At 34.0% G+C, this 24461-nt stretch carries 25 protein-coding genes; 15 read left to right on the top strand and 10 right to left on the bottom strand.

Features of this window, described 5'->3' with window-relative positions; translation table 11 throughout:
* Positions 1–20 precede the first annotated feature (20 nt).
* The 3 genes from B5X64_RS03470 to B5X64_RS03460 all read right to left on the bottom strand — a co-directional run bounded on the left by B5X64_RS03470 (position 21) and on the right by B5X64_RS03460 (position 3201).
* Entirely contained in the window at positions 21–971 is a 951-nt protein-coding gene (locus tag B5X64_RS03470; RefSeq protein WP_079463896.1) for a PorP/SprF family type IX secretion system membrane protein, read from the bottom strand.
* 51 nt (positions 972–1022) lie between these two features.
* Positions 1023–2090 (bottom strand): RluA family pseudouridine synthase, encoded by a 1068-nt coding sequence (locus B5X64_RS03465; protein ID WP_079463895.1) that lies wholly within the window; start codon positions 2088–2090, stop codon positions 1023–1025.
* A 70-nt stretch (positions 2091–2160) separates the two neighbouring features.
* The gene (locus B5X64_RS03460) at positions 2161–3201 is read right to left on the bottom strand and encodes a PASTA domain-containing protein (RefSeq protein WP_079463894.1); all 1041 of its coding nucleotides are present in this window, start codon (positions 3199–3201) and stop codon (positions 2161–2163) included.
* A gap of 154 nt (positions 3202–3355) precedes the next feature.
* Here B5X64_RS03460 and B5X64_RS03455 point away from each other — a divergent pair, with 154 nt between their 5' ends.
* The 4 genes from B5X64_RS03455 to B5X64_RS03440 all read left to right on the top strand — a co-directional run bounded on the left by B5X64_RS03455 (position 3356) and on the right by B5X64_RS03440 (position 6004).
* On the top strand, positions 3356–4345 hold the full coding sequence (locus B5X64_RS03455; protein WP_079463961.1) for a D-alanine--D-alanine ligase: 990 nt from the start codon (positions 3356–3358) through the stop codon (positions 4343–4345).
* A gap of 72 nt (positions 4346–4417) precedes the next feature.
* Entirely contained in the window at positions 4418–4882 is a 465-nt protein-coding gene (coaD, locus tag B5X64_RS03450; protein ID WP_076557705.1) for a pantetheine-phosphate adenylyltransferase, read from the top strand.
* A gap of 73 nt (positions 4883–4955) precedes the next feature.
* On the top strand, positions 4956–5588 hold the full coding sequence (locus B5X64_RS03445; protein WP_079463893.1) for a trimeric intracellular cation channel family protein: 633 nt from the start codon (positions 4956–4958) through the stop codon (positions 5586–5588).
* Positions 5589–5593: 5 nt separating this feature from the next.
* A complete protein-coding gene (locus B5X64_RS03440; RefSeq protein WP_079463892.1) occupies positions 5594–6004 on the top strand; it encodes a hypothetical protein in 411 nt (136 codons plus the stop codon).
* Between the two features lie 172 nt (positions 6005–6176).
* Here the strand turns inward: B5X64_RS03440 and B5X64_RS03435 are convergent, their stop codons facing one another.
* Positions 6177–6743, bottom strand: coding sequence for a hypothetical protein (locus tag B5X64_RS03435; protein WP_079463891.1), 567 nt, complete (start codon positions 6741–6743; stop codon positions 6177–6179).
* 111 nt (positions 6744–6854) lie between these two features.
* Positions 6855–7346: a dihydrofolate reductase gene (locus B5X64_RS03430; protein WP_079463890.1), complete on the bottom strand. Its 492-nt coding sequence runs from the start codon at positions 7344–7346 to the stop codon at positions 6855–6857.
* Positions 7347–7508: 162 nt separating this feature from the next.
* Between B5X64_RS03430 and B5X64_RS03425 the strand changes: the two genes are divergently transcribed.
* From B5X64_RS03425 to B5X64_RS03405, 5 genes are all read left to right on the top strand, one after another.
* Positions 7509–8117 carry a LemA family protein gene (locus B5X64_RS03425; RefSeq protein WP_079463889.1) on the top strand — a complete coding sequence of 203 codons (609 nt, stop codon included), beginning with the start codon at positions 7509–7511 and terminating at the stop codon, positions 8115–8117.
* Positions 8114–8545 (top strand): TPM domain-containing protein, encoded by a 432-nt coding sequence (locus B5X64_RS03420; protein ID WP_079463888.1) that lies wholly within the window; start codon positions 8114–8116, stop codon positions 8543–8545. Before B5X64_RS03425 ends, B5X64_RS03420 begins: the two co-directional genes overlap by 4 nt.
* Positions 8526–9329, top strand: a complete 804-nt coding sequence (locus tag B5X64_RS03415; protein WP_079463887.1) for a TPM domain-containing protein — start codon at positions 8526–8528, stop codon at positions 9327–9329. The genes B5X64_RS03420 and B5X64_RS03415 overlap by 20 nt, the downstream gene beginning before the upstream one ends.
* A 206-nt stretch (positions 9330–9535) precedes the next feature.
* Positions 9536–10057: an NAD(P)H-dependent oxidoreductase gene (locus B5X64_RS03410; protein WP_079463886.1), complete on the top strand. Its 522-nt coding sequence runs from the start codon at positions 9536–9538 to the stop codon at positions 10055–10057.
* Position 10058: 1 nt separating this feature from the next.
* Positions 10059–11942, top strand: a complete 1884-nt coding sequence (locus B5X64_RS03405; RefSeq protein WP_079463885.1) for a monovalent cation:proton antiporter-2 (CPA2) family protein — start codon at positions 10059–10061, stop codon at positions 11940–11942.
* 1 nt (position 11943) lies between these two features.
* Here B5X64_RS03405 and B5X64_RS03400 read toward each other — a convergent pair whose 3' ends face one another.
* Positions 11944–12753, bottom strand: coding sequence for a head GIN domain-containing protein (locus tag B5X64_RS03400; protein WP_079463884.1), 810 nt, complete (start codon positions 12751–12753; stop codon positions 11944–11946).
* A gap of 144 nt (positions 12754–12897) precedes the next feature.
* On the opposite strand from B5X64_RS03400, the gene B5X64_RS03395 reads away from it, so the two are divergent.
* Positions 12898–15039, top strand: a complete 2142-nt coding sequence (locus tag B5X64_RS03395) for a M3 family metallopeptidase (RefSeq protein ID WP_079463883.1) — start codon at positions 12898–12900, stop codon at positions 15037–15039.
* Between the two features lie 67 nt (positions 15040–15106).
* Here B5X64_RS03395 and B5X64_RS03390 read toward each other — a convergent pair whose 3' ends face one another.
* A complete protein-coding gene (locus tag B5X64_RS03390) occupies positions 15107–16393 on the bottom strand; it encodes a TlpA family protein disulfide reductase (RefSeq protein WP_079463882.1) in 1287 nt (428 codons plus the stop codon).
* A 196-nt stretch (positions 16394–16589) separates the two neighbouring features.
* Here B5X64_RS03390 and B5X64_RS03385 point away from each other — a divergent pair, with 196 nt between their 5' ends.
* A complete protein-coding gene (locus B5X64_RS03385; RefSeq protein WP_079463881.1) occupies positions 16590–16967 on the top strand; it encodes a YchJ family protein in 378 nt (125 codons plus the stop codon).
* Positions 16968–17217: 250 nt separating this feature from the next.
* On the opposite strand, the gene B5X64_RS03380 is transcribed toward B5X64_RS03385, so the two are convergent.
* On the bottom strand, positions 17218–17718 hold the full coding sequence (locus B5X64_RS03380; protein ID WP_079463880.1) for an FKBP-type peptidyl-prolyl cis-trans isomerase: 501 nt from the start codon (positions 17716–17718) through the stop codon (positions 17218–17220).
* A 102-nt stretch (positions 17719–17820) separates the two neighbouring features.
* Positions 17821–18072, bottom strand: a complete 252-nt coding sequence (locus tag B5X64_RS03375; protein ID WP_079463879.1) for a VF530 family protein — start codon at positions 18070–18072, stop codon at positions 17821–17823.
* Between the two features lie 119 nt (positions 18073–18191).
* Here B5X64_RS03375 and B5X64_RS22740 point away from each other — a divergent pair, with 119 nt between their 5' ends.
* From B5X64_RS22740 to B5X64_RS03360, 4 genes are all read left to right on the top strand, one after another.
* Positions 18192–18344 carry a hypothetical protein gene (locus B5X64_RS22740; protein ID WP_164463454.1) on the top strand — a complete coding sequence of 51 codons (153 nt, stop codon included), beginning with the start codon at positions 18192–18194 and terminating at the stop codon, positions 18342–18344.
* Complete coding sequence (locus B5X64_RS03370; protein WP_079463878.1) at positions 18341–19552, top strand: metallophosphoesterase family protein; 1212 nt, start codon at positions 18341–18343, stop codon at positions 19550–19552. Before B5X64_RS22740 ends, B5X64_RS03370 begins: the two co-directional genes overlap by 4 nt.
* A 171-nt stretch (positions 19553–19723) precedes the next feature.
* Entirely contained in the window at positions 19724–22762 is a 3039-nt protein-coding gene (locus B5X64_RS03365) for an AAA family ATPase (protein WP_079463877.1), read from the top strand.
* Positions 22763–22876: 114 nt separating this feature from the next.
* Complete coding sequence (locus tag B5X64_RS03360) at positions 22877–23323, top strand: PH domain-containing protein (RefSeq protein WP_079463876.1); 447 nt, start codon at positions 22877–22879, stop codon at positions 23321–23323.
* Between the two features lie 43 nt (positions 23324–23366).
* On the opposite strand, the gene B5X64_RS03355 is transcribed toward B5X64_RS03360, so the two are convergent.
* A complete protein-coding gene (locus B5X64_RS03355) occupies positions 23367–24386 on the bottom strand; it encodes an LLM class flavin-dependent oxidoreductase (RefSeq protein ID WP_079463875.1) in 1020 nt (339 codons plus the stop codon).
* Positions 24387–24461: the final 75 nt, after the last annotated feature.

Below are 24461 nucleotides of genomic sequence, written 5' to 3'. Positions count from 1 at the left end.
ATTTATTTAAATTAAATTGATTAATATCTAAATCCTCTATGATTAATAAAGTTATCGAAGTTATAACCAAGACCCAGCATAAAGCTATTTCCTCCATAAGTCTGAATATCAGACATTCCAAGGTTATAAGTAGCACCAATCATAAATTTGTTGAATCTTACTTTTACAATAGGTGAAACACTTAATTCCTGATTATCAAATCTGTTTTGAACAGCTCTGTAGCTTACTCCAAAAGAGAATGCATTGATATCGTTAGAGAATGTAGCCATCAAGTTGAAGTCTGTCATTCTTGTAGAATTGGTATTTAAGTTAACCAAAACTGAAGGACTAATTGCAATATTGTCTGCAATCTTCCAGTCGTATCCTAAGTTTAAGAAAAATTTGATTGGAGAAGGCTCGTAATTGTTTACGATAGATTCGTCATTGCTTAATGCGATATCGTTCACCGAAACACCCCCGAAAATCCCTCTATATGTAGCTGCTAGACCGAAGTTTGCATACGCCATAAAGATATTACTTTCGTTACCTTGTAACAATGGATCATAACCGTCTTCTGTATTGATTTTTGAGTAATCAAAATTCATATTGTAGAAGTTAACACTTGTACCAAAAGAAAACTGATCTTTTCTCTCCCCTTCACTACTTAGTGGGATGAAATAAGATGCACCAGCTGTAATACCTCCAGCTGAAATAGGACCGTTGCTATCTCTGAAAACGGAAATACCCGCTCCTACTCTGTCAAAAATATTAGCGTTGATCCCCACAGACTGCACGTTTGGAGACTCGCTGAATTTTGAAAATTGTTGTTGATAGTTTAGGTTAAGTTGTACGTAGTCTGTTTTACCGTATTGTGCAGGGTTGAACAGGAACTCACCATCCAAAAGATATTGTTGATAGTATGGTAGTGATTCTTGTGCTTTGTATGCATTCGACAAAAGAGCTAAACATACGATAGCATATAGTTTTCTCATAACAAATCTTGATTTCAATTCAACAAATATAAAAAAAATCTCAATATATTTTTAGTTTTCTAAATAATTTCTCCATTTTTTTACAGCATCCGTCATATCTTGAGGCATTGGGCTCTCAAAATACAATTCCTTTTTCGTGGTTGGATGTATAAACCCTAAAGTGTGTGCATGAAGTGCATGTCTAGGTAAAACATCAAATACATTTTTTATAAAGTGCTTATACTTAGGGAGATTCACTCCTCTCAAGGCGATATTCCCTTCATATCTCTCGTCATTAAACAAAGTATGGCCGATATGTTTAAAATGTGCCCTAATTTGATGGGTTCTTCCGGTTTCAAGCTTACATTCTACCCAAGTCATGTATCTGAAGCGCTCTAAAACTTTATAATGGGTAACAGCATGCTTTCCTTGGCTTCCGTCAACATAAGTGTACATCTGCATCCTGTTTTTAGGGTGCCTTCCGATGTGCCCCGTAATGGTACCTTCATCGTCCTTCACATTGCCCCAGACAAAAGCCCAATACAGACGCTTGGTTTTTCTTTCGAAAAATTGTTTAGCAAGAAAGCTTAAAGCATATTCATTTTTGGCAATCACCAAAAGCCCTGATGTATCTTTATCAATTCTGTGAACCAAACCTACCCTGTCTAAATCTGATTTCTGACCATTTTTCTGAAAATGAAAAGCTAAAGCATTCACCAAAGTTTTATCCCAGTTTCCAAATCCCGGATGCACCACCATTCCCGGCTCTTTATCTACCACAACCAAATCATCATCTTCATATACTATGTTAATAGGAATATCTTGTGGAATAATCGTATTTTCACGAGGTGGATGAGTTAGCAAAACAGAAATCTGATCTCCAGGTTTTACTCTATAATTCTGCTTTACAGGATTTCCGTTAACCACTACATTTCCGGCACGGCAAGTCTGCGAAATTTTGTTTCTGGAAGAATTTTGTCTGAAATTAAATAAAAATTTATCTATTCTTAAAGGTTCCTGATTACCATCAACCGTAATATTAAGATGCTCATACAGACCTTTATTTTCATCATCAATGTCAACACTGTTATTGGCATCTAAAAATTCTTCGTCTAAAAAATCCTCGTTATCTTCTGTCATTGCTTTATCTATATAAAAGGCTTCAACATAATTAAAGTTGAAGCCTTATTTTTTTATATTAAATTAAAAATTAATTTATAATTACCTTTTTAGCTTTAGGCTTTTCTGTTGCAGGAGTTGTCGTCGATGCAGCAGGTTTTGGTTTATCTCCAGTAGTTGTAGGTTTTGCTGAAGTTCCGGTTGGTTTTGCCGTCTCAGTTTTAGGAGCTTCCTTTTTCTGAGGTGCAGGAGCCGGAACAGGATCATTCATCGGTGGTGGATCCTGGAAATTAGGTACTTCATCATATCTCACCGGAGGCAAAGTAGTATCTACTCTCATACGGTAAGTAGAGTTAAGTATTTCTATTTTTCCACGCAGTTCGGCAGGTGTTTTTTTACTTGCCCAAAGATCAATCTGCATTCCCTGATCTCGCGCATCTCCCGATGCCGGATCTTGATAATACACAATATCTGAATCATCATTTCCACCATCTTCATGATCTACAAGACCAACTTCAAAAAGATTTCTTGCAATCAAAGCTTTTGCATCTTTCACCGTTAATCCTACAACATTAGGAATGGCAATATTTCGCATAGGACCAGATCCTACCACAACATCGATCACCGAGAATCTTGGGATTTTAGTTCCTGGTTTTATAGAATTTCCTTTAAATAAAATTCTTAAAACAGCATCTTTCTGAATGCTCGGTTCATAAATAGTATCTGCAACCTTAAGACCTACCTGCTCTAATCTCTGGAAAGCCAATCCCGAATATTTATTAATAACATCAGGAACTGCAACCGGAGCCCAGCTTTTAGGATTTACCATTAGTTGAATAGCTCTTCCATCTTTCACACGAGATCCAGGAGAAGGATAAACCTTCAGAACCTGAAGCGGTCTGTATTTAGGATTGTAAGCTGCACTATCAACTTCATAGTCAAGTCCTGTATCTTCTAAAATTTTTACAGCGTCGTGCACTGATTTGTTGATAACATTAGGAACAGGGATTTCCTGCCCATGATTGGTGTGATACTCCAACCAACGGAAAGTAAGCCATACCAATCCTATAAAAATACCGATGGCTACTAATAAATTCAGTAAAACTTTCCAGTTGAAAAGTGATTTAAGCATACTTAAAAATACTTTAATAATAACGACAAAGATAATTAATAATTTTATATTGAAGTTTTTATTTAGCAGATTTCATTTTTGCCTTCAAAAAAATCAAAATTCATTTATTTCAATATATAAAATGTTTAAATTTGCCTTTATTGATAATATGGATATGAGCAAAAAACACGTTGCCGTAGTTATGGGAGGCTATTCTGACGAATATAAAGTTTCTCTAAAAAGTGGCCAGTTAATATATGATTCCTTGGACAGAGATCTTTATCATGTCTATAAAGTGATTATTCTGAAAGATGAATGGTATTTTCTGGATGAAAATGATAATAAAAAAACCATAAACAAAGGTGATTTTTCAGTCACTTTAGATAATAATGAAGTATTGAAGTTTGACGCGTGCTTTAATATTATTCACGGAACACCCGGTGAAAACGGAATTCTACAGGCGTATTGGGACGCTATCGGACAAAAATATACAGGTTGTGATTTCTACCAAAGCGCATTAACCTTCAATAAAAAAGATACTTTAGCCGTTCTTTCAAAATATGGAATTCCTTCTGCAAAAAGTGTTTATTTAAGAAAAGGAGAAGATATTAATGTTGACGAAATTATTGATAATTTAAGTCTTCCTGTGTTTGTAAAACCTAATCAGTCGGGTTCTTCATTGGGAATTTCTAAAGTAAAACAAAAATCTGAACTGATTGCTGCAACCGAAATTGCTTTTAAAGAAGATGATGAAATTTTAATTGAAAGTTTCTTAGACGGAATGGAAGTTTCTGTAGGAGTTATTGATTTTAAAGGTGAAACCATCGTTTTAGGTATTACAGAAATTGTTCCTACAAACGAATTTTTCGACTATGAAGCTAAATATGAAGGCGCTTCAGAAGAAATTACCCCCGCAAGAATTGACGCAGAAACTACAAAAAGAGTAGAAGAAATTGCAAAAAGAGCTTACAATTCTCTTGGAATGAGTGGTTTTTCAAGAAGTGAATTTATTTTGATGGATGGAATTCCTTATATGCTTGAAATGAATACCAACCCAGGATTTTCTCCGGCAAGTATCCTTCCTCAACAGGCAAAAATTTACGGAATTTCAATAAAAGACCTCTGTGGAAATGAGGTTGAAAAAGCTTTACAAAAGAGAAACTAGATATTAGAAGTTAGAGATTAGAGTAAAAACAACTCATAATTGATAACCCATAACTTATAACTTTATTTGCGCATGAAAATTGCTGTTTTTCCGGGTTCTTTTGACCCGATTACTTTAGGACATTATGATATTATCGAAAGAGCAGCGGCGCTTTTCGACAAAGTAATTATTGCCATTGGTCAAAATTCTCAAAAAAAATATATGTTTCCCATTGAAAAAAGAATGGAATTCATACAAAATTCGGTCGCAGAATTTCCTAATGTAGAAGTTGATTATTTTGAAGGCTTAACCGTTGATTATTGTTTTGAAAAAAATGCTCAATTTATTTTAAGAGGCTTAAGAAATCCTGCCGATTTCGAATTTGAAAAAGCAATTGCTCATACCAATCGCACGTTAGCCCACAAAAAACTGGAAACTGTTTTCCTCTTGACTTCCTCTGGAAAATCATTCATCAGCAGCAGCATCGTAAGAGAAATCATCAATCACGGTGGCGAATATGAACTTTTGGTTCCTGAAGCGGTAAGAGTTGAGAAATAAATGATAGATGATAAGAGATTAATGATTTCAGACATTCAATCTTTTATCATTTATCGAAAATCATTTATCAAAGATGCACGAACAAATCAATTTTGCAATAGAAATTCTCGGTACGATATCATTTTCGATGTCGGGAAGTTTTGCAGCAATGCAGAAAAGATTAGATCCGTTCGGAGTTTTGATTATTGCCTTCGTTACTTCAGTTGGTGGTGGAACGGTGAGAGATTTATTGCTCGACATTCCTGTCTTTTGGATGCACGATCTCCTGCTGTGTGGAGTGATTTTGGTAACCTGCATTTTTTCGATGATATTTAAATCTATTGAGAAAAATTTTAAAGTAACTTTATTTATTTTCGATAGTTTCGGACTGGGATTATTTACCATCATCGGTGTCCAGAAAGGATTAAACGCAGACATCCATCCTTTAATTTGCATCGGACTTGGAACCATCACCGGCTGTTTCGGCGGAATTATCCGGGATATTTTACTCAATCGAATTCCTTTAATTTTCAGAAAAGAAATTTATGCAAGCGCCTGTATTATTGGTGGAGCGATATTTTTGCTATTGACCACTTTTACGAGTCTGTCTTATACAATTATCCAAATTTTCACTATTTTATTGATTGTTGCCATTAGAACATTGGCTGTAAAATACCATTGGCAAATGCCTAAATTTTATGGCTATGAGAATAATTCTGAGATGTAAACTTTGTGAAAAAAGCACTCTTCCTATTCGCTTTATTCATATTATTTTCTTGTAACAATGAAAGTAAATTTGATCTTGAAAAAGATCTCTATCAATTTTCAGAAAAAATGGAAAATGGAGATACCTTGGAGGTTTATGTTAATCTTTCAGCATGTATGTTTGCTGCATCTGAAAGATATAATTTCTTAAAAGAAAATGACACCTTATATTTAGAAACCCATTCCGAAATAAGCTCATTTGAAAAGAAGCAACAAACTTTGCCCAAAATCATTTATCCTTTTAAACCCAACAATTCTTTTTCTTTTGAAAATTATTTTAAATATTTAAAAAACGAAAATAAAGCTAAACGGAAATATGGTTCATCCTTGGTAACAGTTTATTATCCTAATAAAAAATCAAAGACAATATTTCAATGATGACGGTTTAGATGATAAGTTCACGAAATTGGATAAACTCTCTTTAATTAGAAAAAGACTTTATCCCAATGATAAATTCTTTGAAACGCCAGAACCTCCTCCTCCACCTCCGTCCAAAAAATAAAAAATGCACTAAAATCAATTAGTGCATTTTTTATTATTTTATATGTTATTAAAACTTCCCTCTATTTCTCATATTAGGATTGTGCATATGCTTTTGCATGGTTGGCATTTTCAACTGGTCTTTCAGCATTTTGATCTGATCAGCCATCATCCCTGCAGAGTCTAATCTTTTTGCTTCTTCCAAAAGTTTTTGCCCTTCCTGTCTTCTTCCTTTAGAAATCGCTCCGGCTGCCAAATTAAGCGTTGCCATCGCACGGTCATGTTTCATATTCAAACCATAATCCAAAGCTTTTTTCATCAAAGGCTCTACTTGTGTAGGATGTTCCTGAGCCAAAACTAAACCTTGTAAATAATGGTAATATCCGTATTGGTTTTTATGAAGTTCAGTTTTATAATCTTTAATATTATTTAAAAATTTTGAAGCTTTGATCATGTCTTGTTTTCTCAACTGCCAAAAAGCTAAAAGGATATTTTCGTTCTTAAAAAATAAGAAAATTGGCAATGCAGCCAAAAGGAAAATCACAATTCCCCAGCCTAAATTCCTTGTGAAAAACATCATATAAAGACCTCCGATAATCAGAAGTGCTGCAACTATGACTTTTATGTACTTATTCATTATTAAATTTTAGAAGTGCAAAGATAGGAAATTTGGTTGTTAGTTTTTAGTTGATAGAGGACGGTTTCTAATTAAATTTCCACACATTAAAAATCTATCAACCTACAACTATTAACCATTAACCTTTTCATACGTCTGAAAGCAGAAATCGTATTGATTTTTTTCGTCTTTTTCATGACAGATTTCTCCAGTTTTTTTCCAAATCTTTTCGTTGATTTTTGGGAAATAGGTATCGGCTTCCAAAGTTGCTTTTACCAAAGTTACTTCAAGACGGTCTGCAATTTCCATGGTTTGTTCGTAAACATTTCCGCCTCCGATGATGAAGATGTTCTCATCAATTTTCTTTGCAAATTTTACAGCTTCTTTAAGGCTTCCAACAATTAAAACCCCTTCCTGAAACCAGTTTTTCTTTCTTGAAACAACAATATTGGTACGGTTGGGAAGCGCTTTCCCTATGCTTTCATAGGTTTTTCTCCCCATGATGATCGGGTGTCCCGAAGTTAAGTCTTTAAAATGTTTTAGATCTTTCGGAAGGTGCCACAATAACTGATTACCAGAACCAATCTCGTTTTTCTCTCCCATTGCCACCACAATTGTTGTCATTCAATAAATTTTCTGCAAAATTAGCACTTAATTTGTATATTTGGTTAGCACAAAAAATAATTAAAAATTAAAACTAGGAAATCGCCATTTCAAAATTTTCAAAAATACATTCATAAAGATGGGCGATTGCATATGACTATTTAAAACATTAAAAATTCACATATGAAAAATAAAGGCTGTCTGAGCGCCGGAACCATCGGCATTGCTCTTCTTATTATCGTTGGAGTACTTTTTTTCTGGGGAAAAAACGGTTACAACAATTTTGTAGCACAGGAACAAAAAGTTGATGCAAAATGGTCTAATGTACAAACGGTATATCAGAAAAGAGCCAACTTAATTCCTAATTTGGAAAGAACGGTAAAATCATATTCAAAATTTGAACAGGAAACATTAACGAGAGTTGTCGAAGCTCGTTCAAAAGCAACTTCTATTAATATCAACCCTACTAATTTAACGGAAGAAGATATGGCGAAATTCCAGGCTGCACAAGGTGAACTTTCCGGAGCATTGAGCCGATTAATGGCCGTGGTAGAATCTTACCCGAATCTGAAAGCAGATCAGCAATACATCAATTTCCAAAGAGAATATATTGCCATAGAAAACAGCATCAGAACAGAAACAGTATATTACAACGATGCTGCGAGAGATTATAATATTTCGATTAAACAGTTCCCTAATAATATTTTGGCAAACTTTACCAATTTCAAAGAAAAACCTTTATTTAAAGCACAAACCGGAACTGAAAATGCACCAAGCGTATTTACAGAATAATGAATCGTTTTTTAACAGATAAGCAGATTACTTCTCTTGTAGAAGCCATCCAATCGGCAGAGCAGCATTCTACCGGAGAAATTCGTGTACACATTGATTCTACATCAAATAATCAGATTGCGGCAACTGCTTTCGAGGTATTTAAAGAATTGTGTAAAGATAAAACTGTAGAAAAAAATGCGGTGCTTTTTCATGTTAATTTTGAGAAAAAATACTTAACGATTATCGGTGATACAGGAATCCACGAAAAAGTACATCAGTCTTATTGGGATTATCTGCATGATTATATTACGTCAGAGTTTGCAAAAGGTCATTTTTATCAGGCTTTAAAAAGTGGAATTCTGGAAACCGGTTTAGAATTAAAAAAACATTTTCCAATAAAAGGAGAAAATCACAACGAATTACCCAATGAGATTACATTCTCTTAAAATAGTTTTTACACTCATTTTCATTTGCTGTTATGGTTTTTTATCAGCACAGTACACTATTCCTGAAAAACCTGCAGTTTTATACCCTGTTTATGACGAGGCAAATTTACTTACAGCGCAGGAAAAAAATGAACTGAATAATAAACTCATCAAATTCGCAGATTCTACCTCAACGCAGATTGAAATTATTATCATTCCATCCACAAAAGGTGAAGATGTTAATTATTTGGCAACGATGTTTGGGGAAAAATGGGGAATCGGCCAAAAAGATGTAGACAACGGAGTTGTTTTTCTGATTGCTAAAGATGACAGAACGATGTCGATTCAGCAAGGAAGAGCAGTTGAGCAGTATTTAACAGCCTCAGTTGCCGGACAAATTTTAGATTATATCGTTACTCCCAATTTCAGACAGGGAAAATGGTACGAAGGCATTAATGGGGGAACCAATGCCATCATGGAAGCGGTTCAGGGAAAATTTAAACCGATTGCTAACAAGAATAAATCTGGAGACATAAGTGTTACAAAGCTACTCGTTATTGCTTTCGTTATTTTCATTATCCTCGCTATCTTTTTCGGAAATCGAGGTGGTGGAAACGATGATGATGGCGACATTACTATAAGTCGAAGAGGACGAAGAAATTATCCAGGCGGATTTTTCCCATTCCCTTTCCCGGGAAGTTTTGGAGGCGGATTCGGTGGCGGAAGTTCTCGTGGCGGTGGCGGTTTTGGAGGATTCGGCGGTGGCGGAAGTTTTGGCGGTGGCGGAGCTTCTGGTGGATGGTAAAAAAAATAAAGTATGAAACTTCCGTCACATGAAACTTTTCTTATCATTATCAGCTCCCAAGAAGGAAAAGTAATTAAGCTTACCCACGGAAAATAATTTTTAATTCTAATCTTTAATTCTCTTTTTCTCAATTAAAATTTAATTAAACTTATTATAATTATTCATATTTCACTCAATTTTCATTATTTTTACTGAAAACGGGGTCTATGAAAAAAACGCTGGTGGTTTTTGCCCATCCTTATCTGGAACATTCAAACTCAAATGTAGAGTTAATCAATTTCTATGTTCGGCATCAGCATTTTACTCTTCGTGATTTGTACGAAGAATATCCCGATTTTCATATTGCAGCTTTCAGAGAACGGAAAAGGCTTCAGCAATATGACCGTTTTATTTTTCAGTTTCCTATTATTTGGTTCGGAATTCCTCCTTTACTAAAATTGTGGATTGACGAAGTATTCGACAGAAACTGGATTAAAGAAGGCGAAAATAATCCTCTGGAAAACAAAGAAGTGTATATCGTTGTAACCACCGGCGGAAAAGAAAGATCTTTTTCAAAAGAAGGAACTTACAAATATACCATCGACGAATTGATTAGCGGACTGATTGTTTCTCTAAGCGTTTTTAATGCCAATATCAAAGACATTACCATCGTTTACGAAGCCAATAAACTGTCAAAAAAAGAAATCATTTTACAGAAAAAGAAATTTGTAGAAACCTTAAATCAATAATATGGAATCTAGCTTAGCGATGAACACCTTACTCTTTTTGGGCGTTGCCATTATCATGGTTCCGCTCGCAAGAAAGCTAGGGTTAAGCTCGGTGATTGGTTATATTTTAGGTGGAATTATCATCGGGCCGTATGTTTTAAGACTTACAGGACATGATGTAGACAACATTATGCACGCCAGTGAATTTGGAGTTATCATGCTTCTTTTTTTGGTAGGATTAGAATTGGAACCCAGGAAATTCTGGGAAATGCGGAAGAAAATCGTTGGGCTCGGTCTTACGCAGATGGCTCTTACCATTTCAATACTTTTCCTGATCTTTTTTTTGGCTGGCTGGAAAGTCGACAGAGCCATTACCATTGCTATGTGTTTTGCACTATCGTCCACCGCAATTGTATTACAGACTTTACAGGAAAAAAACAATCTTAAAACCACAGCCGGCGAAGCCTCTTTTTCTACACTTTTATTTCAGGATATTGCTGTCATCCCTATTTTGGCGATTTTACCAATCATTGCCAATTATAAAGCGCGGCATCATGATAATGAAGTTCAGATCTTAATTCAGAAACTTCCGGAATGGCTTCAGGCTGGAACCGTAATTTTCGGAGTTGTTATTTTAATTTTATTGGGACGATATGTTTTTGTACCCTTTTTAAGATACGTTTCAAAAGCAGGAATGTCGGAATTATTAACCGCTTCTTCCCTATTTTTGGTGATAGGAGTTTCAGAATTAATGGTTGCGATTGGATTGTCTCCGGCTTTAGGAGCATTTTTAGCAGGCGTAATGTTGGCAAATAGTGAATTCCGCCACGAATTGGAAGCCCATATCGATCCATTCAAAGGCCTTCTTCTCGCCGTGTTTTTTGTAAGTGTTGGCTCTACAATGAATTTTAATGTGATTGCTCAGGATCCTGTTTTCATTTTTAGTACAGTTCTTGTAGTTTTAGCGGTGAAATTCTTTGTACTTTTTGCAATTGGAAAATTCTTTAAAATTGATACTCCGCAAAGTCTATTCTATGCTTTTGCACTTTCTCAGGTTGGAGAATTTGCTTTTGTATTAATAAATTACGCCTCCGATCTTTATCTTTTTGATGCAAAAATGAATGCGCAAATGATGGCGGTCACTGCAATCACAATGTGCATTACCCCTATTCTTTTAATCATTAATGACAGACTGATTACTCCAAAATTCATCAAAGAGGTTCCGGAAGCAAAGTCAGCTTTCGATATTCTCGACAACAATATTTCACAGAAAAAAATTATCATTGTAGGTTTTGGTCATTTTGGAAGCACTGTAGGAAGACTTCTGAAAGCCAATAAAATATCGGCAACCGTTCTCGACAGAGATTCTGACAGGGTAAAATTATTGAGAAGTTATGGTTTTAAAGTTTATTACGGAGATGCGACAAGAATTCCCGTTTTGAGAGCAGCAGGAATTGAAGAGGCAGAAATCCTAGTTTTATGCCTTGACGATCCCGACGATAATCGATTTGTTGCAGAATTGGTTCGTGAGCAATATCCTGATGTAAAAATATTTGTCCGCGCCAAAAACAGGATCGATGCGTATGCTTATTTAGACAACGGAATTGATAATATTTACCGCGAAACTTTAGGTACCGCAGTTGACATGGCCGTTGATGTTTTACAGGAAACCGGAATGCGAAAGTATGCAGCACGCCGTCTTGGGCAGAGATTTATGGCAATCGATAAAGCATCGATCCGAAAACTGGCAAAATCAAAAGACGATGAAGACATCCGTCTTTTTACTACAAAAGAAATCCTCCAGCGAGAGGAGGATTTGTTGGCTTATGATAATTTAAATTTTGAAAATAGAGATTGGGAAACCTCATCAACAGATGAAGACGATGATGAAGAAACCCCGGAATAAATTATTGCACATCTACGCTTCCACCACTGCTTTCTTCTTTGCTTACAATCGTTACATTTCCTTTTTTGATACCTTTTACGCTTCCCCCTGAAGATGCATGACCTTCAAATTTTGAAGAAACTCCGATTTCTATACTCGCTCCACTTGAAGATTCGGCTTTCACATTCTCTGCAACCACATCTTTTGCAGAAATACCACTTCCCGACGATGAAGTAAGATTTGCATTTTTAGCTTTCCCTGAAATCGTAACATCTGCTGCTGAAGAAGCTTCAATACTAAGATTTACTGCCCAGATTTGCCCTTTGAAAGTAGCACTGCTTCCCGCATCAATCTCCATATCATTCGCTTCAAGTTTTCCGGAAATATGAGCTGCACTAGAAATTTCAATATCCGTTTTCTCCTGAGTGAACTGATCTCTAACAATAATTATAGCCGCAGAGTTGGCTTCAAGTTTTTTAAAATCTTTAGCATAAATTTTAGCTTTCACATTATTCGTATTCATCACACGCACTCCGGTTTTGTAGTGAATATGAAGCTCGCCACCACTGTTATCCACCAAAACTTCATCAATAATATTTGCAGGGGCAGAAATTACTACTCTTTCAACATCAGACTTAATAATCTCAGCTTCAATAGCCTGAGAAACTTCAATTTCATTAAAATCTCCTTTAAATTCTTTTTGTTTTAAAGATCCGTGGTCTTTATTGGTAACGTCGGGTAACCAAGTTGATTTCCCTTCTCTGTTCTCATTTTTTTTGCAAGAAGAGACAATCAGTAGTCCTGAAAAAAGTAAAATTGCTGTGTATTTCATGTTTTAATGTTTAGAAGTTTAGTTTTTAATATCTTTATACTTTAATAACAACTAAATTATGAAATCTCTTACAATTGACAATAAAACAATTTTTAAAATCAAAAGAGATTCTAATATAACCCTTAAAATAATAAACATTTGCCCATGAAAAATATTTCATCAGTATTGTTAATTTCTGCTTTAGCATTCAATTATTCTTGTACCACAATGAAAACAAACGACATAAAACAGGAAATTCCTGTTCCTGATGCTTCTCTATCTTCAAATCCTTTTATGAAGAAAAGCAAACTTCAGTATGAAGCTCCCGAGTTTGATAAAATTAAAAATGAACATTTCAAACCGGCATTCGAATTTGGATTAAAACAACACGATGCCGAAATTCTGAAAATCGCCAACAATAGCGAAGCTGCAACTTTTGAAAACACCATTGTGGCATTAGAAAAAAGCGGTGAAGTTTTGAAAAGAACCGTTATCACATTTTCAAACCTAACAAGTGCGAATACTAATCCTACTTTACAGGCTCTTGATGAAGAGTATGCGCCAATTTTTGCAGCACATTCTGATAAAATGTTCCTCAATGAAAATCTTTATAAAAGAATTAAATCAATCACAGAAAACGGTTTAGATTCTGAAAGCAAAAGATTAGTACAGTTTTACAAACAAAATTTCGAAATCGCAGGAGCGAATCTTTCTTCTGCTGACAAAGAAAAATTAAAGCAGGTCAACCAGGAATTGGCTTCACTTGCTACTCAATATTCCAACAAATTATTGGAAGCGAGAAAACAAGGAGGCGTTTTCTTTTCTGATGCTAAAGAATTAGACGGACTTTCCGCTGACGAAATTTCTGCAGCAGCAAGCGATGCAAAGACAGCAGGACAGCCAGGGAAATATCTTTTGGCTTTACAAAACACAACTCAGCAACCTCTTTTACAAAATCTTACTAATAGGGCAACAAGAGAAAAATTATTCAAAGCATCTTGGCAAAGAGCCGAAAAAGGTGATGCCAATGATACGAGAGAAACGATTGAAAAATTAGCCAAATTAAGACTTAAAAAAGCTCAAATCTTAGGCAAAAAAAGTTTCGCAGAATGGAAACTTCAGGATCAGATGGCTAAAAACCCTGAAGCTGCCGTAAAGTTGATGAATCAAATTGCAACCCCTGCTGTAGAAACGGCAGGACGTGAAGCAAAAGACATTCAGGATTTAATCGATCAGCAAAAAGGAGGTTTCAAAGTAGAACCTTGGGACTGGAATTTCTATGCTGAACAAGTAAGAAAAGCAAAATTTGATTTAGATGAAAACCAAATCAAACCTTATTTTGAAATTACAACCGTTTTGGAAAAAGGAGTTTTCTTCGCTGCCGAAAAATTTTATGGATTAACTTTTAAGAAAAGAACAGATCTTCCTGTTTATCATCCTGATGTTGTAACTTATGAAGTTTTCGATCATGACGGAAAATCTATCGCAATCTATTATCTTGATTTCTACACAAGAGATTCTAAAAGCGGTGGAGCCTGGATGAGCAACTACGTTGAGCAATCGTATTTATTGGGAACAAAACCTGTAATTGTAAACTGTTATAATTATCAGAAACCGGCTCCAGGAAAGCCTTCTTTAATTAGTTATGATGATGTTTCAACAATTTTCCATGAGTTTGGTCACTCTATCCACGGAATGTTTGCAAGTCAGAAATACCCTTCCCTTTCAGGAACAAATGTACCGAGAGATTTTGTGGAATTCCCTTCTCAAATCAACGAACACTGGGCTTTAGATCCTGTTGTTTTGAAAAATTATGCACTTCATTACGAAACCAAGCAACCTATTCCACAGGCTTTGGTTGATAAAATCAAAAAAGCATCAACCTTTAACCAAGGATATATGACGACCGAATTGGTTTCTGCTGCTGCTTTGGATATGGATTGGCATTCGGTAACCAATGAAAGTCAATTGCTTCCGGTTTTAGATTTCGAAAAACAATCATTAAATAATCACGGATTTACTTTAGCTACTGTTCCTCCGAGATATCACACACCATATTTTGCACACATTTGGGGCGGTGGATATTCTGCTGGATATTACGCTTATTTATGGTCTGAAACTTTAGATAATGATGCTTGGGAATGGATTAAAAATAATGGCGGTCTTACAAGAGAAAATGGTGACCGTTTCAGAAAATATATTCTTTCTGTAGGAAATTCTGTAGATCTTAATCAGGCATTCAGAGATTTCACAGGACACGACCCAGACATTAAGCCGTTGTTGAGAAACAGAGGTTTTATTAAATAAATTTAAAAAGCATCCATTTTTTTTGGATGCTTTTTTTGTTGGAACAATTCCTATTAAAATAATTCATTTAGTTTTTTAATGACATTAAAATCTTTGCAATTTCCTGTTGGTTATATTTTTTCAACAAAACTTTACCTTGAGAATCTAATAATAAAAAATTAGGATTAGAAGAGATTTCCAGTTTTTCCACATAAGTGCGGTCGTTATTTTTACTCTTCACGTTGATCCAGTTTTGTAAACCTTTTTCCTGTATAAAACCCTGCCATTTTTTATCATCAGGCGTATTCAGATAAGAAACCGATTGGATATCTACACCAGAATTTTGAAGACTTGCTATATAAGTTGCAATTCCTGGCGTTTCTTCCTGACAATGCACACAATCCGGATCGTAAAACATTACAAAAGTATATTTCGATTTCGTATAAATATCAGAAAGGTTTAACATTGTTTTATCTAATTTTTGCATCTCTGTATTTGTAATAGTACTTCCTATCGGTACAGCTTTCAAAGCAGAAAGTTTTGAAGCAATACTTTTATAGAATGTCTCATTTTTATTGACGCATTTCATATCATTCAGATAGGTATTGAATGTATATTTATACGCATCATTCATTCCTTTCTGACTGTAATATTCTAGGTTTTTAAAAATCCATTTCAGATAAAACAGATAATTTTTAGAATCACAGTTTTGTCCTTTCAGAAGTCGATCTACACCGATTTTATAGTTTTCATTATCAATTGGCAGAATATTAAAATACTTGTTCAAAAACTGATACGAGTTGGGAAGTATTTGAATTCTTCTGTCGTTGAGATCTACATCTGACAGAAAATTTGCCTGTATTTTTTTTCTTTCATCTAAACTTTCCGGTATTTTTATATTCTTATTCTCTTCCAGTTTTGTGTAAAGATCAAGCGTGGGACTTGGATATTTTTTTTGAACACTTTTAAGAAACTCTAATTTTTTCTCAATATTTCCTGATTGTCTTTCGTAAGTGAGGAAACCAATATTGGGCTCTTGTTCAGCCATAAGTCCTAAAAGTTCACTTCCTTCAAGGTTAAATGATATTTTCGCCCCATTGTTGACCAAAATATTTAAGGCTGATTTATTAGATTTTAATTCTAATTTATAGATTCCTCCTAACACTTTCTGTTTTTGAACAAATTTTGCAACCGGCGTTTTCCCGCTGATTTTTGCAGAATCTACCGCATAAGAATCTGAAACAGTACCGTTAAATATTTTAAGATACATTACATCTTTCGCAATTCCTTTGGTTTTGATACTGATCTCATAACCATTTTGCGCCGAGAATAAATTGAAAAATCCGAAAAGTAAAATGAAGATATTTTTTTTCATCGATAAAGTATTTACACTTGTAAAGTATCACAAAAATATTAATATCTCTCTAAGAACAAAATAAGTTTTATAAATTTCATCTTATTTTAATTATTATTTAATAATCTTCCTGCTTTTTAATGAATTAAATGAAAATTAAATTTTAAACCTACATTCCAAAACTTTTGCGACTTTTGTACGTCAAAAAAATATAAGAATGAACTGTCCTTGCTGCTCCGGAAAAACCTATGAAGAATGTTGCAAACCTTACCATACCGGAGAAAAATACGCTCCAACTGCAGAAGTATTAATGCGCTCAAGATTTTCGGCATTTGCCATTCCCAATGGAAAATATTTAATGGAAACAACTTCTCCCGGCAAAAGGCAATTCCACAATACAAAAGATTTGCAGGAATGGGGAGAAATCAATGAATGGACGAAATTGGAAATTGTGAATAACCCTTCGATGAATAAAGTAGAATTCAAAGCATATTATACTGATGAAGATGGGCAAAAACAAATGCATCACGAGTTATCAACATTTAAAACGATACAAAACCGCTGGTTTTATGTGAACGGAGAATTTTTAGACTAATTTGTTGGTAAATCGCAAAGACGCAAAAGAATTTACTTTAATTATATTTTAAGGCGCAAAGATTTTATCAAAGATAAAATTGAAAAACGCTAAATTTTAAAAATCTTTGATTTTCAGCTTATATGCTCTAAAATATTTTCAAGTATTAAAACTAAACTAATGTATCTAATGTGTTAAAAAAAACTTTTACGTTTTAATCAAAAAATGTCCGATTAAAAAACCGGACATTTCATATTGTATGTAAATATTTTTAGTGAGCCTCGTTCCCGTCAATTCCATGAGCGTGACCGTGAGACAATTCTTCTTCCGTTGCAGGACGTGTATTCACGATTTCAACTTGGAAATCTAAAACTTTACCAGCCATTGGATGATTAAGGTCTGCGATAACAACTTCTGGCGTAACTTCTACCACAAAAGCCTGGAAATTATTCCCATCATTATCAGAAAGAGGCAAGATAGCTCCTACAGGAGGAATACCCGCTTCTCCGAACATATCGATCGGCAATTGTGCAATCGCATCTTCTTGTTTTTCACCATACGCTTCCTCAGGCTGAATTACAAAAGCAGCAGTATCACCAGCTTTCAATCCAAGGATATTTTGTTCAAATTTTGGGATCATCATTCCCATACCGTATAAAAATGTAAGCGGATTTTCTGCAGTTGTTTCTTCTACAAGGATTTTGCTTCCATCCTCTTCGATAGTGTGAAGAATGTACTTTACAGCTACCACATGATTGTTATCAATAGTCATATTTCTTTTTTTGCGTGATTTTTATCACGATTAACGGCACAAATATACTGTTTTTGAAAGAATTGATTAAGGAAATCCATGTAAAGAATAATCTTAACCATACTACTTCCTGTTTTTTGATTCTTCTCTTTTTTTCTGTCTTAAAACATACAAATACAAACTCTCTACTTTTGCTCTTGCCCAATCTGTTTTTCGCAAAAACTTCAATGAAGAATTAATGCTAGGATTATCTGTAAAGCATTTGATATTGATTTGTTTCCCCAATTCCCCAAAACCCTGATAATATTCTACCAGCTCTTCAAGAATGGCATCGAGACGTTTTCCGTGTAAAGGATCTTTTGATTTTTCTTCCATAACGCAGTAAAATTAAATATTTTATCAGACTTAATACTAAAATTGTTTATACTCTTAATCTTTAGTATTTTTGATGAAGGTATTTCTCACTTATAAAAATCACTCATTCCGAAAAAAACATGAGCAAGAATAACGAAGCGAACAGGAAAAAAAATAAAAAGACAATCGATCAGAAAAAGCGTAAAATACAAAATGCAGAAGCAGAAAGAAAAGCACGTTTAAAACAAATTCGAGAAGATTTTAAAGCAAAAGAAGCCGATAACAAACTATGAAAATCCTCCACACCGCCGATTGGCATTTGGGTAAACGTCTCGACCGTTTTTCACGATTGGAAGAACAGGTTTTGGTGATGAACGAAATTGTTCAGATTGCCGATGAACAAAATGTTGATCTAGTTTTGGTTGCCGGAGATTTGTTTGATAATTTCAATCCGAGTGTAGAAGCGACAGAACTTTTTTATAAAACTTTAAAACGTTTATCATTAAACGGGAAACGTCCAGTCATTGCAATTTCCGGCAATCACGATTCGCCAAGTTTGATTGACGCGCCCGATCCTTTAGCGCGCGAATGCGGAATTATTTTAATCGGACACCCAAAAGCTAAAGTTCATCCTTTTGAGCTTGAACATTTTAAAATTTCAAAATCAGCCGAAGGGTTTATTGAATTAGAATTTAAAAATCAAAATTTCCCTGTTCGGATTTTGCATACTCCTTATGCCAATGAAATTCGTTTGAAAGAATATTTTGGGGAAAACAAAGAAGAAGAACTTAATAGAGTTTTAGCCAAAAACTGGAGAAAAACTGCCGATGAATTTTGTAATGAAAATGGTATCAACCTTTTGATAACGCATTTATATATGAACAAAAAAGACGCTCCGATCTTGGAAGAACCGGAAGGTGAAAAACCCATCAAAATTGGAAATGCAGACCTTGTCTTTTCAGATATTATTCCTTGTCAAATTCAATATACAGCTTTAGGACATTTGCATAGTTTTCAAAATATCGGGACTGATGAAAAACCTGTTGTTTATTCATCTTCGCCTTTGTGTTACAGCTTTAGCGAAGCCGGACAAACCAAATATATTTCCATTATTAAAGCAGAACCTAATAAAAACGTTTCATTTGAAAAAATAGCGTTACAAAACGGTAAAAAACTATTCAGGAGAACTTTTGATTCTATCGAAACAACCATTACTTGGCTTCAGGAAAACCCAAATTCTTTGGTTGAGCTGACCTTAGAAAGCGAAACTTTCCTCACTGCGGAAGAAAGAAAACTTATTTATCAATCACATAATGGAATTGTACATCTCATTCCGAAAGTTAAAAATCAGAATTTTAATGAAAATCAATTAAGCGAAATCAATCTAAGCCAGGATATTCAAACTTTATTCAATGATTATTTTAAATCTAAAAATAACGGTCAGGAAGCCAATGAAGAACTCATTAATTTATTTAACGAAATTGTTAGTTCTGATAAATAATTTAATTTTATTAAACCATTAAGATGGATTCAAGAAGTTAAGTTTTTTAAGAGAAATAAATTTCTTAAGACACAAGTCTTTACTTTGCTTGCAAAGACTTAATTATTCTCAACTTCTTAAATGTACTTAACGGTTCAAATTACAATCTTTTTTAGTTCTTAATTTATTATTATGATTCCAATTCAATTGACTTTAGAAGGTCTTTATTCTTATCAGGAACGTCAGAAGATCGATTTTGAAAACCTTACGCAAGCTGGTCTTTTCGGCATTTTTGGTTCGGTTGGTTCCGGGAAATCTTCTATTTTGGAAGCCATTTCGTTTGCTTTGTACGGCGAAACGGAGCGCCTCAATTCCAGAGACAAGCGTGCCTATAATATGATGAATTTGAAATCGAATAAATCTTACATTGAGTTTGATTTCATCAATTTTGAAAACAAAAAATTCCGTGCTACAAGAGAGTTTAAACGTAATTCTAAAAATTTTGAAGATGTAAAAACTCCGACCGTCACTTTCTACGAATGGAAAAATGAGAACTGGATTCCTTTAGAACATTCTAATGCTGAAAAACTCATTGGTTTGAGCTATGCCAATTTTAAGCGAACTATTATCATTCCACAAGGCCAGTTCAAAGAATTTCTGGAACTTGGCGCTACCGACAGGACCAATATGATGAAGGAAATTTTCAGCCTTCAGCGTTTTGATCTGCAGAATAATGTATCAGCTTTAAATGCTAAAAACAAATCTGAACTCGACCAATTAGAAGGTCAATTAAAAGGTTTTGAAGAAGTGAATGAAGAGCAGATTTCAGCTCAAAAAGAATATTTAAAACTGGAACAACAGAAATTTGATGAAATACAAAAAACATTCAAAAAAACAGAAGAAAAGTATCTAAAACTAAAAGGTCTGAAAGAAGATTTTGAAGTTTTTAATCATAAAAAAACTGAGTTTGAAAAACTGAATCAACAGAAAACTGAAATCGATATTTTAGAAGCAAAAACTGAATTATTCGACAAAATTTTCAGAATCTTCACGCCATTGATTTCCGAAAGAAATAAGCTTGCAAAAGAAATTTCAGATCAACAGGAACATAAAGAAGACCAACTTAAAATTGTACAGGAAACTGAAATTCGGTTTGAAGATATAAAAATTAAACTTTCGGCAATTCAACCTCAATATGAAGCATTAAATCAGTCTAAAATTCAAGAAAATGATTTGGGTTTGATCTTACAAATGCAGAGATTTTCCGGAGAAATTGAGACCTTAAAAGAACGAACAAAAAAAGGTTCGGAAAAAGTAAAAGAAGTTGAAGAGAATCAAAAATTAATTCAGCAAAAAATTGTAGAATTTTCTAAAAATGCAGAACTTTTAAAACCTAAAAAATTAGATTCCAGTTTATTATTACATGTCGGAAACTGGTTTTCTGAAAAGAAAAAATTAGTTGAAACCAATCAAATACAATTTGAAAAGACCAATACTAAAAAAGCTGAAATTACCAGAATCTCTGAGGAGTTAAAACCTTTCAACATCAATCCTGAAACTTTTAGAAATGATTTTAAAATTCAGACTGAAAATTTAGAAAATCAGAAAAAAGTACTTTCTGACAAACGAAATCAATTGGAAGTTCAGCAAAAACTGTCTCATTTTGCCACCGAATTACACGACGGAGAATCGTGTCCACTTTGTGGTGCTTTAGAACATCCGAATATTGTAGAATTTGATGATGTGAATTCTGAATTAAACGAAATTCAGAAAAAGATTGAGCAAATTGAAATTCAAAAAGATCAGATTCAAAAACAATCTTTAGAAATAGAAAAAATTCTTGACCGCAAAAAGATTTTCGAAGAACAATTAAAATCGGAAGAAGAGAGTTTAAAGCAGATTCAAATCAACATTGAAGAGCATTTAAAAAACTTTAATTGGAAAGAATTTAATGCAGAAAATCAAAATGATTTTGAAGAAAAACGACAGCAATCTTTTACTATTGAAAAACAGATCGATGAACTCAATCAGCAAATCGGTCTGGAACAAAAAAACCTGGAGAAAGAGCGAGAAAATCTTGATAATTACAATAAAGCTTTAGAAAAATTCAAACTTGATGAAGCGAAAAAAGAAGAGCAAATCAAAACAAATGAGGCTAATTTAAAACTTTTACAATGGGTTGATTACGAAAAAAAACCAATCGCTGAAACCGAAGAAATCTACAATAAATTATTACAATCGAATCTTGAAACTGAAGAGAATTATCAAAAATTAAATAAGGAAAAAGAAGAAATTTCGCCAAAATTAGCTGAACAAAAAACAATCGCCAATCAGCTGGAAAAACGAATCTCTGAACTTGAAAAAGAAATTTCAGAAAATAAAAATCTGATTAAAAAAGCTTTATCAGAACAGGAATTCAATACTTTAGAAGAAATTCAGGAAATTCTCGTACTGGAAATTAATGTTCAGGAAACAAGAAATAAAATTCAGCAATTCAGAATTACTTTTGAGATTTTAAAAAACAGCATACTTGAATTTGAAACCAAACTAAAAGATCTCTCTTTCGATCAGGAAGAGTTTTTAACCCTTGAAAACCAGCTAAAAAGCTTTGAAAATGATTTAAAAATCGCCAATGATTCTGTCGTAAAAATTGTCACCGAAATTGAGAGACTGGAAAAAGAATTTAAGAAAAAAGAAGATCTTTTAAAAGATTTAGCGCATCTTCAAAAACGTGGCGAAAATCTAAAAATCATGACCAATCTCTTTAAAGGAGCTGGTTTTGTGCAGTATATTTCATCTATTTATCTTCGTCAATTATGCGACCATGCGAATGTTCGTTTTCATCGAATGACACGAAACCAACTGAGTTTGCAACTGAACGAAAATCATGATTTTGAAATCATCGATTACCTGAATGAAGGCCGAAGCAGAAGTGTAAAAACTTTATCTGGCGGACAATCTTTTCAGGTTTCTCTAAGTCTTGCTTTGGCATTGGCAGAAAGTGTACAAACCCATGCGCAGTCTGAGAAAAACTTCTTTTTCATCGATGAAGGCTTCGGAACCCAAGATCTGGAATCGGTAAATATCGTTTTTGAAACACTGATGAATCTGCAGAAAGAAAACAGAATCGTGGGGATTATTTCGCACGTTGAAGAACTGAAAGAAAAAATTCCGGTTTCGCTGAATATTACAAAAGACGAGGAAAGAGGAAGTTTAATTGAGATTGCTTAATTTTTTGACACTTAAGTCGTTTTAGTTTTAATATTTTGAAAATATTTTAGAACACATCAGTAGAAAATCAAAGATTTTCATTTTTTATTTACATTTGAACCATTAAAAATTATCATGCAAAATTTACCTCTTATCTTGAAGCCTTCAAAAATAAAAAATATCATCCTAATTCTTATCAGCATTGGCTTTATCACCTTGGGAATATCACTTTTAGAAAAAAACATGCTCATTGCAGTTTTAAATATTGTGTTTTTTGGAATCTGTCTTATTATTTTTGTAATCAATATAATTCCCAATTCGTCTTATCTTACAATCGATGAAAAAGGAATTGAAATGAAAAACCTTTTCAGAACAACATTTATTCCTTGGCAGGCAGTGAGTGGTTTTAAAACTAAATTGATATTCGTTAATAAATTGGTCACTTTTACCATCGATGAAAAACTCCTGGAAAGCTCCAAAATGAAAGGAAAAACCGGAGCATTTCCTGATACTTACGGAATGTCTGCTAAAAATCTTGCTGATCTTTTGAATGAATATAAAGCCAAGTTTGATAGGGTTTAAATTTAAAAGCCTCCGTTGAAATATTTCAATGGAGGCTTTTATTTTATCTTACTTGTGGCGCCGTTTTTTCACCAAATAGCTCAATAGATTTCATCATTACATCATTCGCAGGATCGCCAATATCCATATGACCTATAAATCTTGTGATTCCAAAAATTTCTTTCATATAATTGATTTTATCGGCAACTTCATTAGTATTTCCGATAAATAAAGCACCGTCTTTGGCTCTTCCACCTTCATATTGCATTTTGGTATAAGGAGACCAACCTCGGGACGAGCCGATTCTATCCATCTGAGATTTATAATTGTGAAAATATCCGTCTACAACTTCCTTTTCGTCACTTACAAAAGTATGTGAATGAATGGCAATCTGCATTTCAGCTTCATCATGTCCTGCTTTAAGATACTCCTGTTTGTAGAATTCTATTAAATTTTTAAACTGAATTGGCATTCCTCCAATAATAGCAACTACTAAAGGCATTCCTAATTGTGCAGCACTTAAAACCGATTGCGGAGTTCCGCCAACCGCTCTCCAAATTGGAATTTTTCCATTATTTTTTGCTCTCGGATAAACAGTTTGATTCTGCATTGGTGCACGCAATCTCCCAGACCATGAAACGTTTTCTTCAGAATTTATTTTAAGTAATAATTCTAATTTTTCATCAAAAAGTTCTTCATAATCGTTCAGTGAATATCCGTAAAGCGGAAAAGATTCAATGAAACTTCCTCGACCAACAAAGATTTCAGCTCTTCCATCAGAAATTAAATCTAATGTTGCAAAATCTTCGTAGACTTTAACCGGTTCAGACGAACTTAAAACAGTTACTCCACTCGCTAATTTTATATTTTTTGTAATACTTGCCGCTGCTGCTAAAACGATTTCAGGAGAAGAAACTGCGTAATCTGCACGGTGATGTTCTCCCATTGCAAAGACATCAATTCCCAGCTCATCCATCAATTTTACCTGCTCAAGAATTTCTCTGATTTTAATTCCTGCGTTTCTATATTTTCCGGTAGTTTGGTCAAAAGCCAAGTCGCCAAACATTCCTATTCCTAATTCCATATTTTTGATTTTTAGATAAGACAAAAGTAATGGAACGAAAATTCAAAAACATTGATGAATGATAAGATTGACAAG

This window comes from Chryseobacterium balustinum (assembly GCF_900168205.1).
GTDB classification, from domain to species: domain Bacteria; phylum Bacteroidota; class Bacteroidia; order Flavobacteriales; family Weeksellaceae; genus Chryseobacterium; species Chryseobacterium balustinum.
This window is presented reverse-complemented; position numbering and strand designations above follow the sequence as displayed.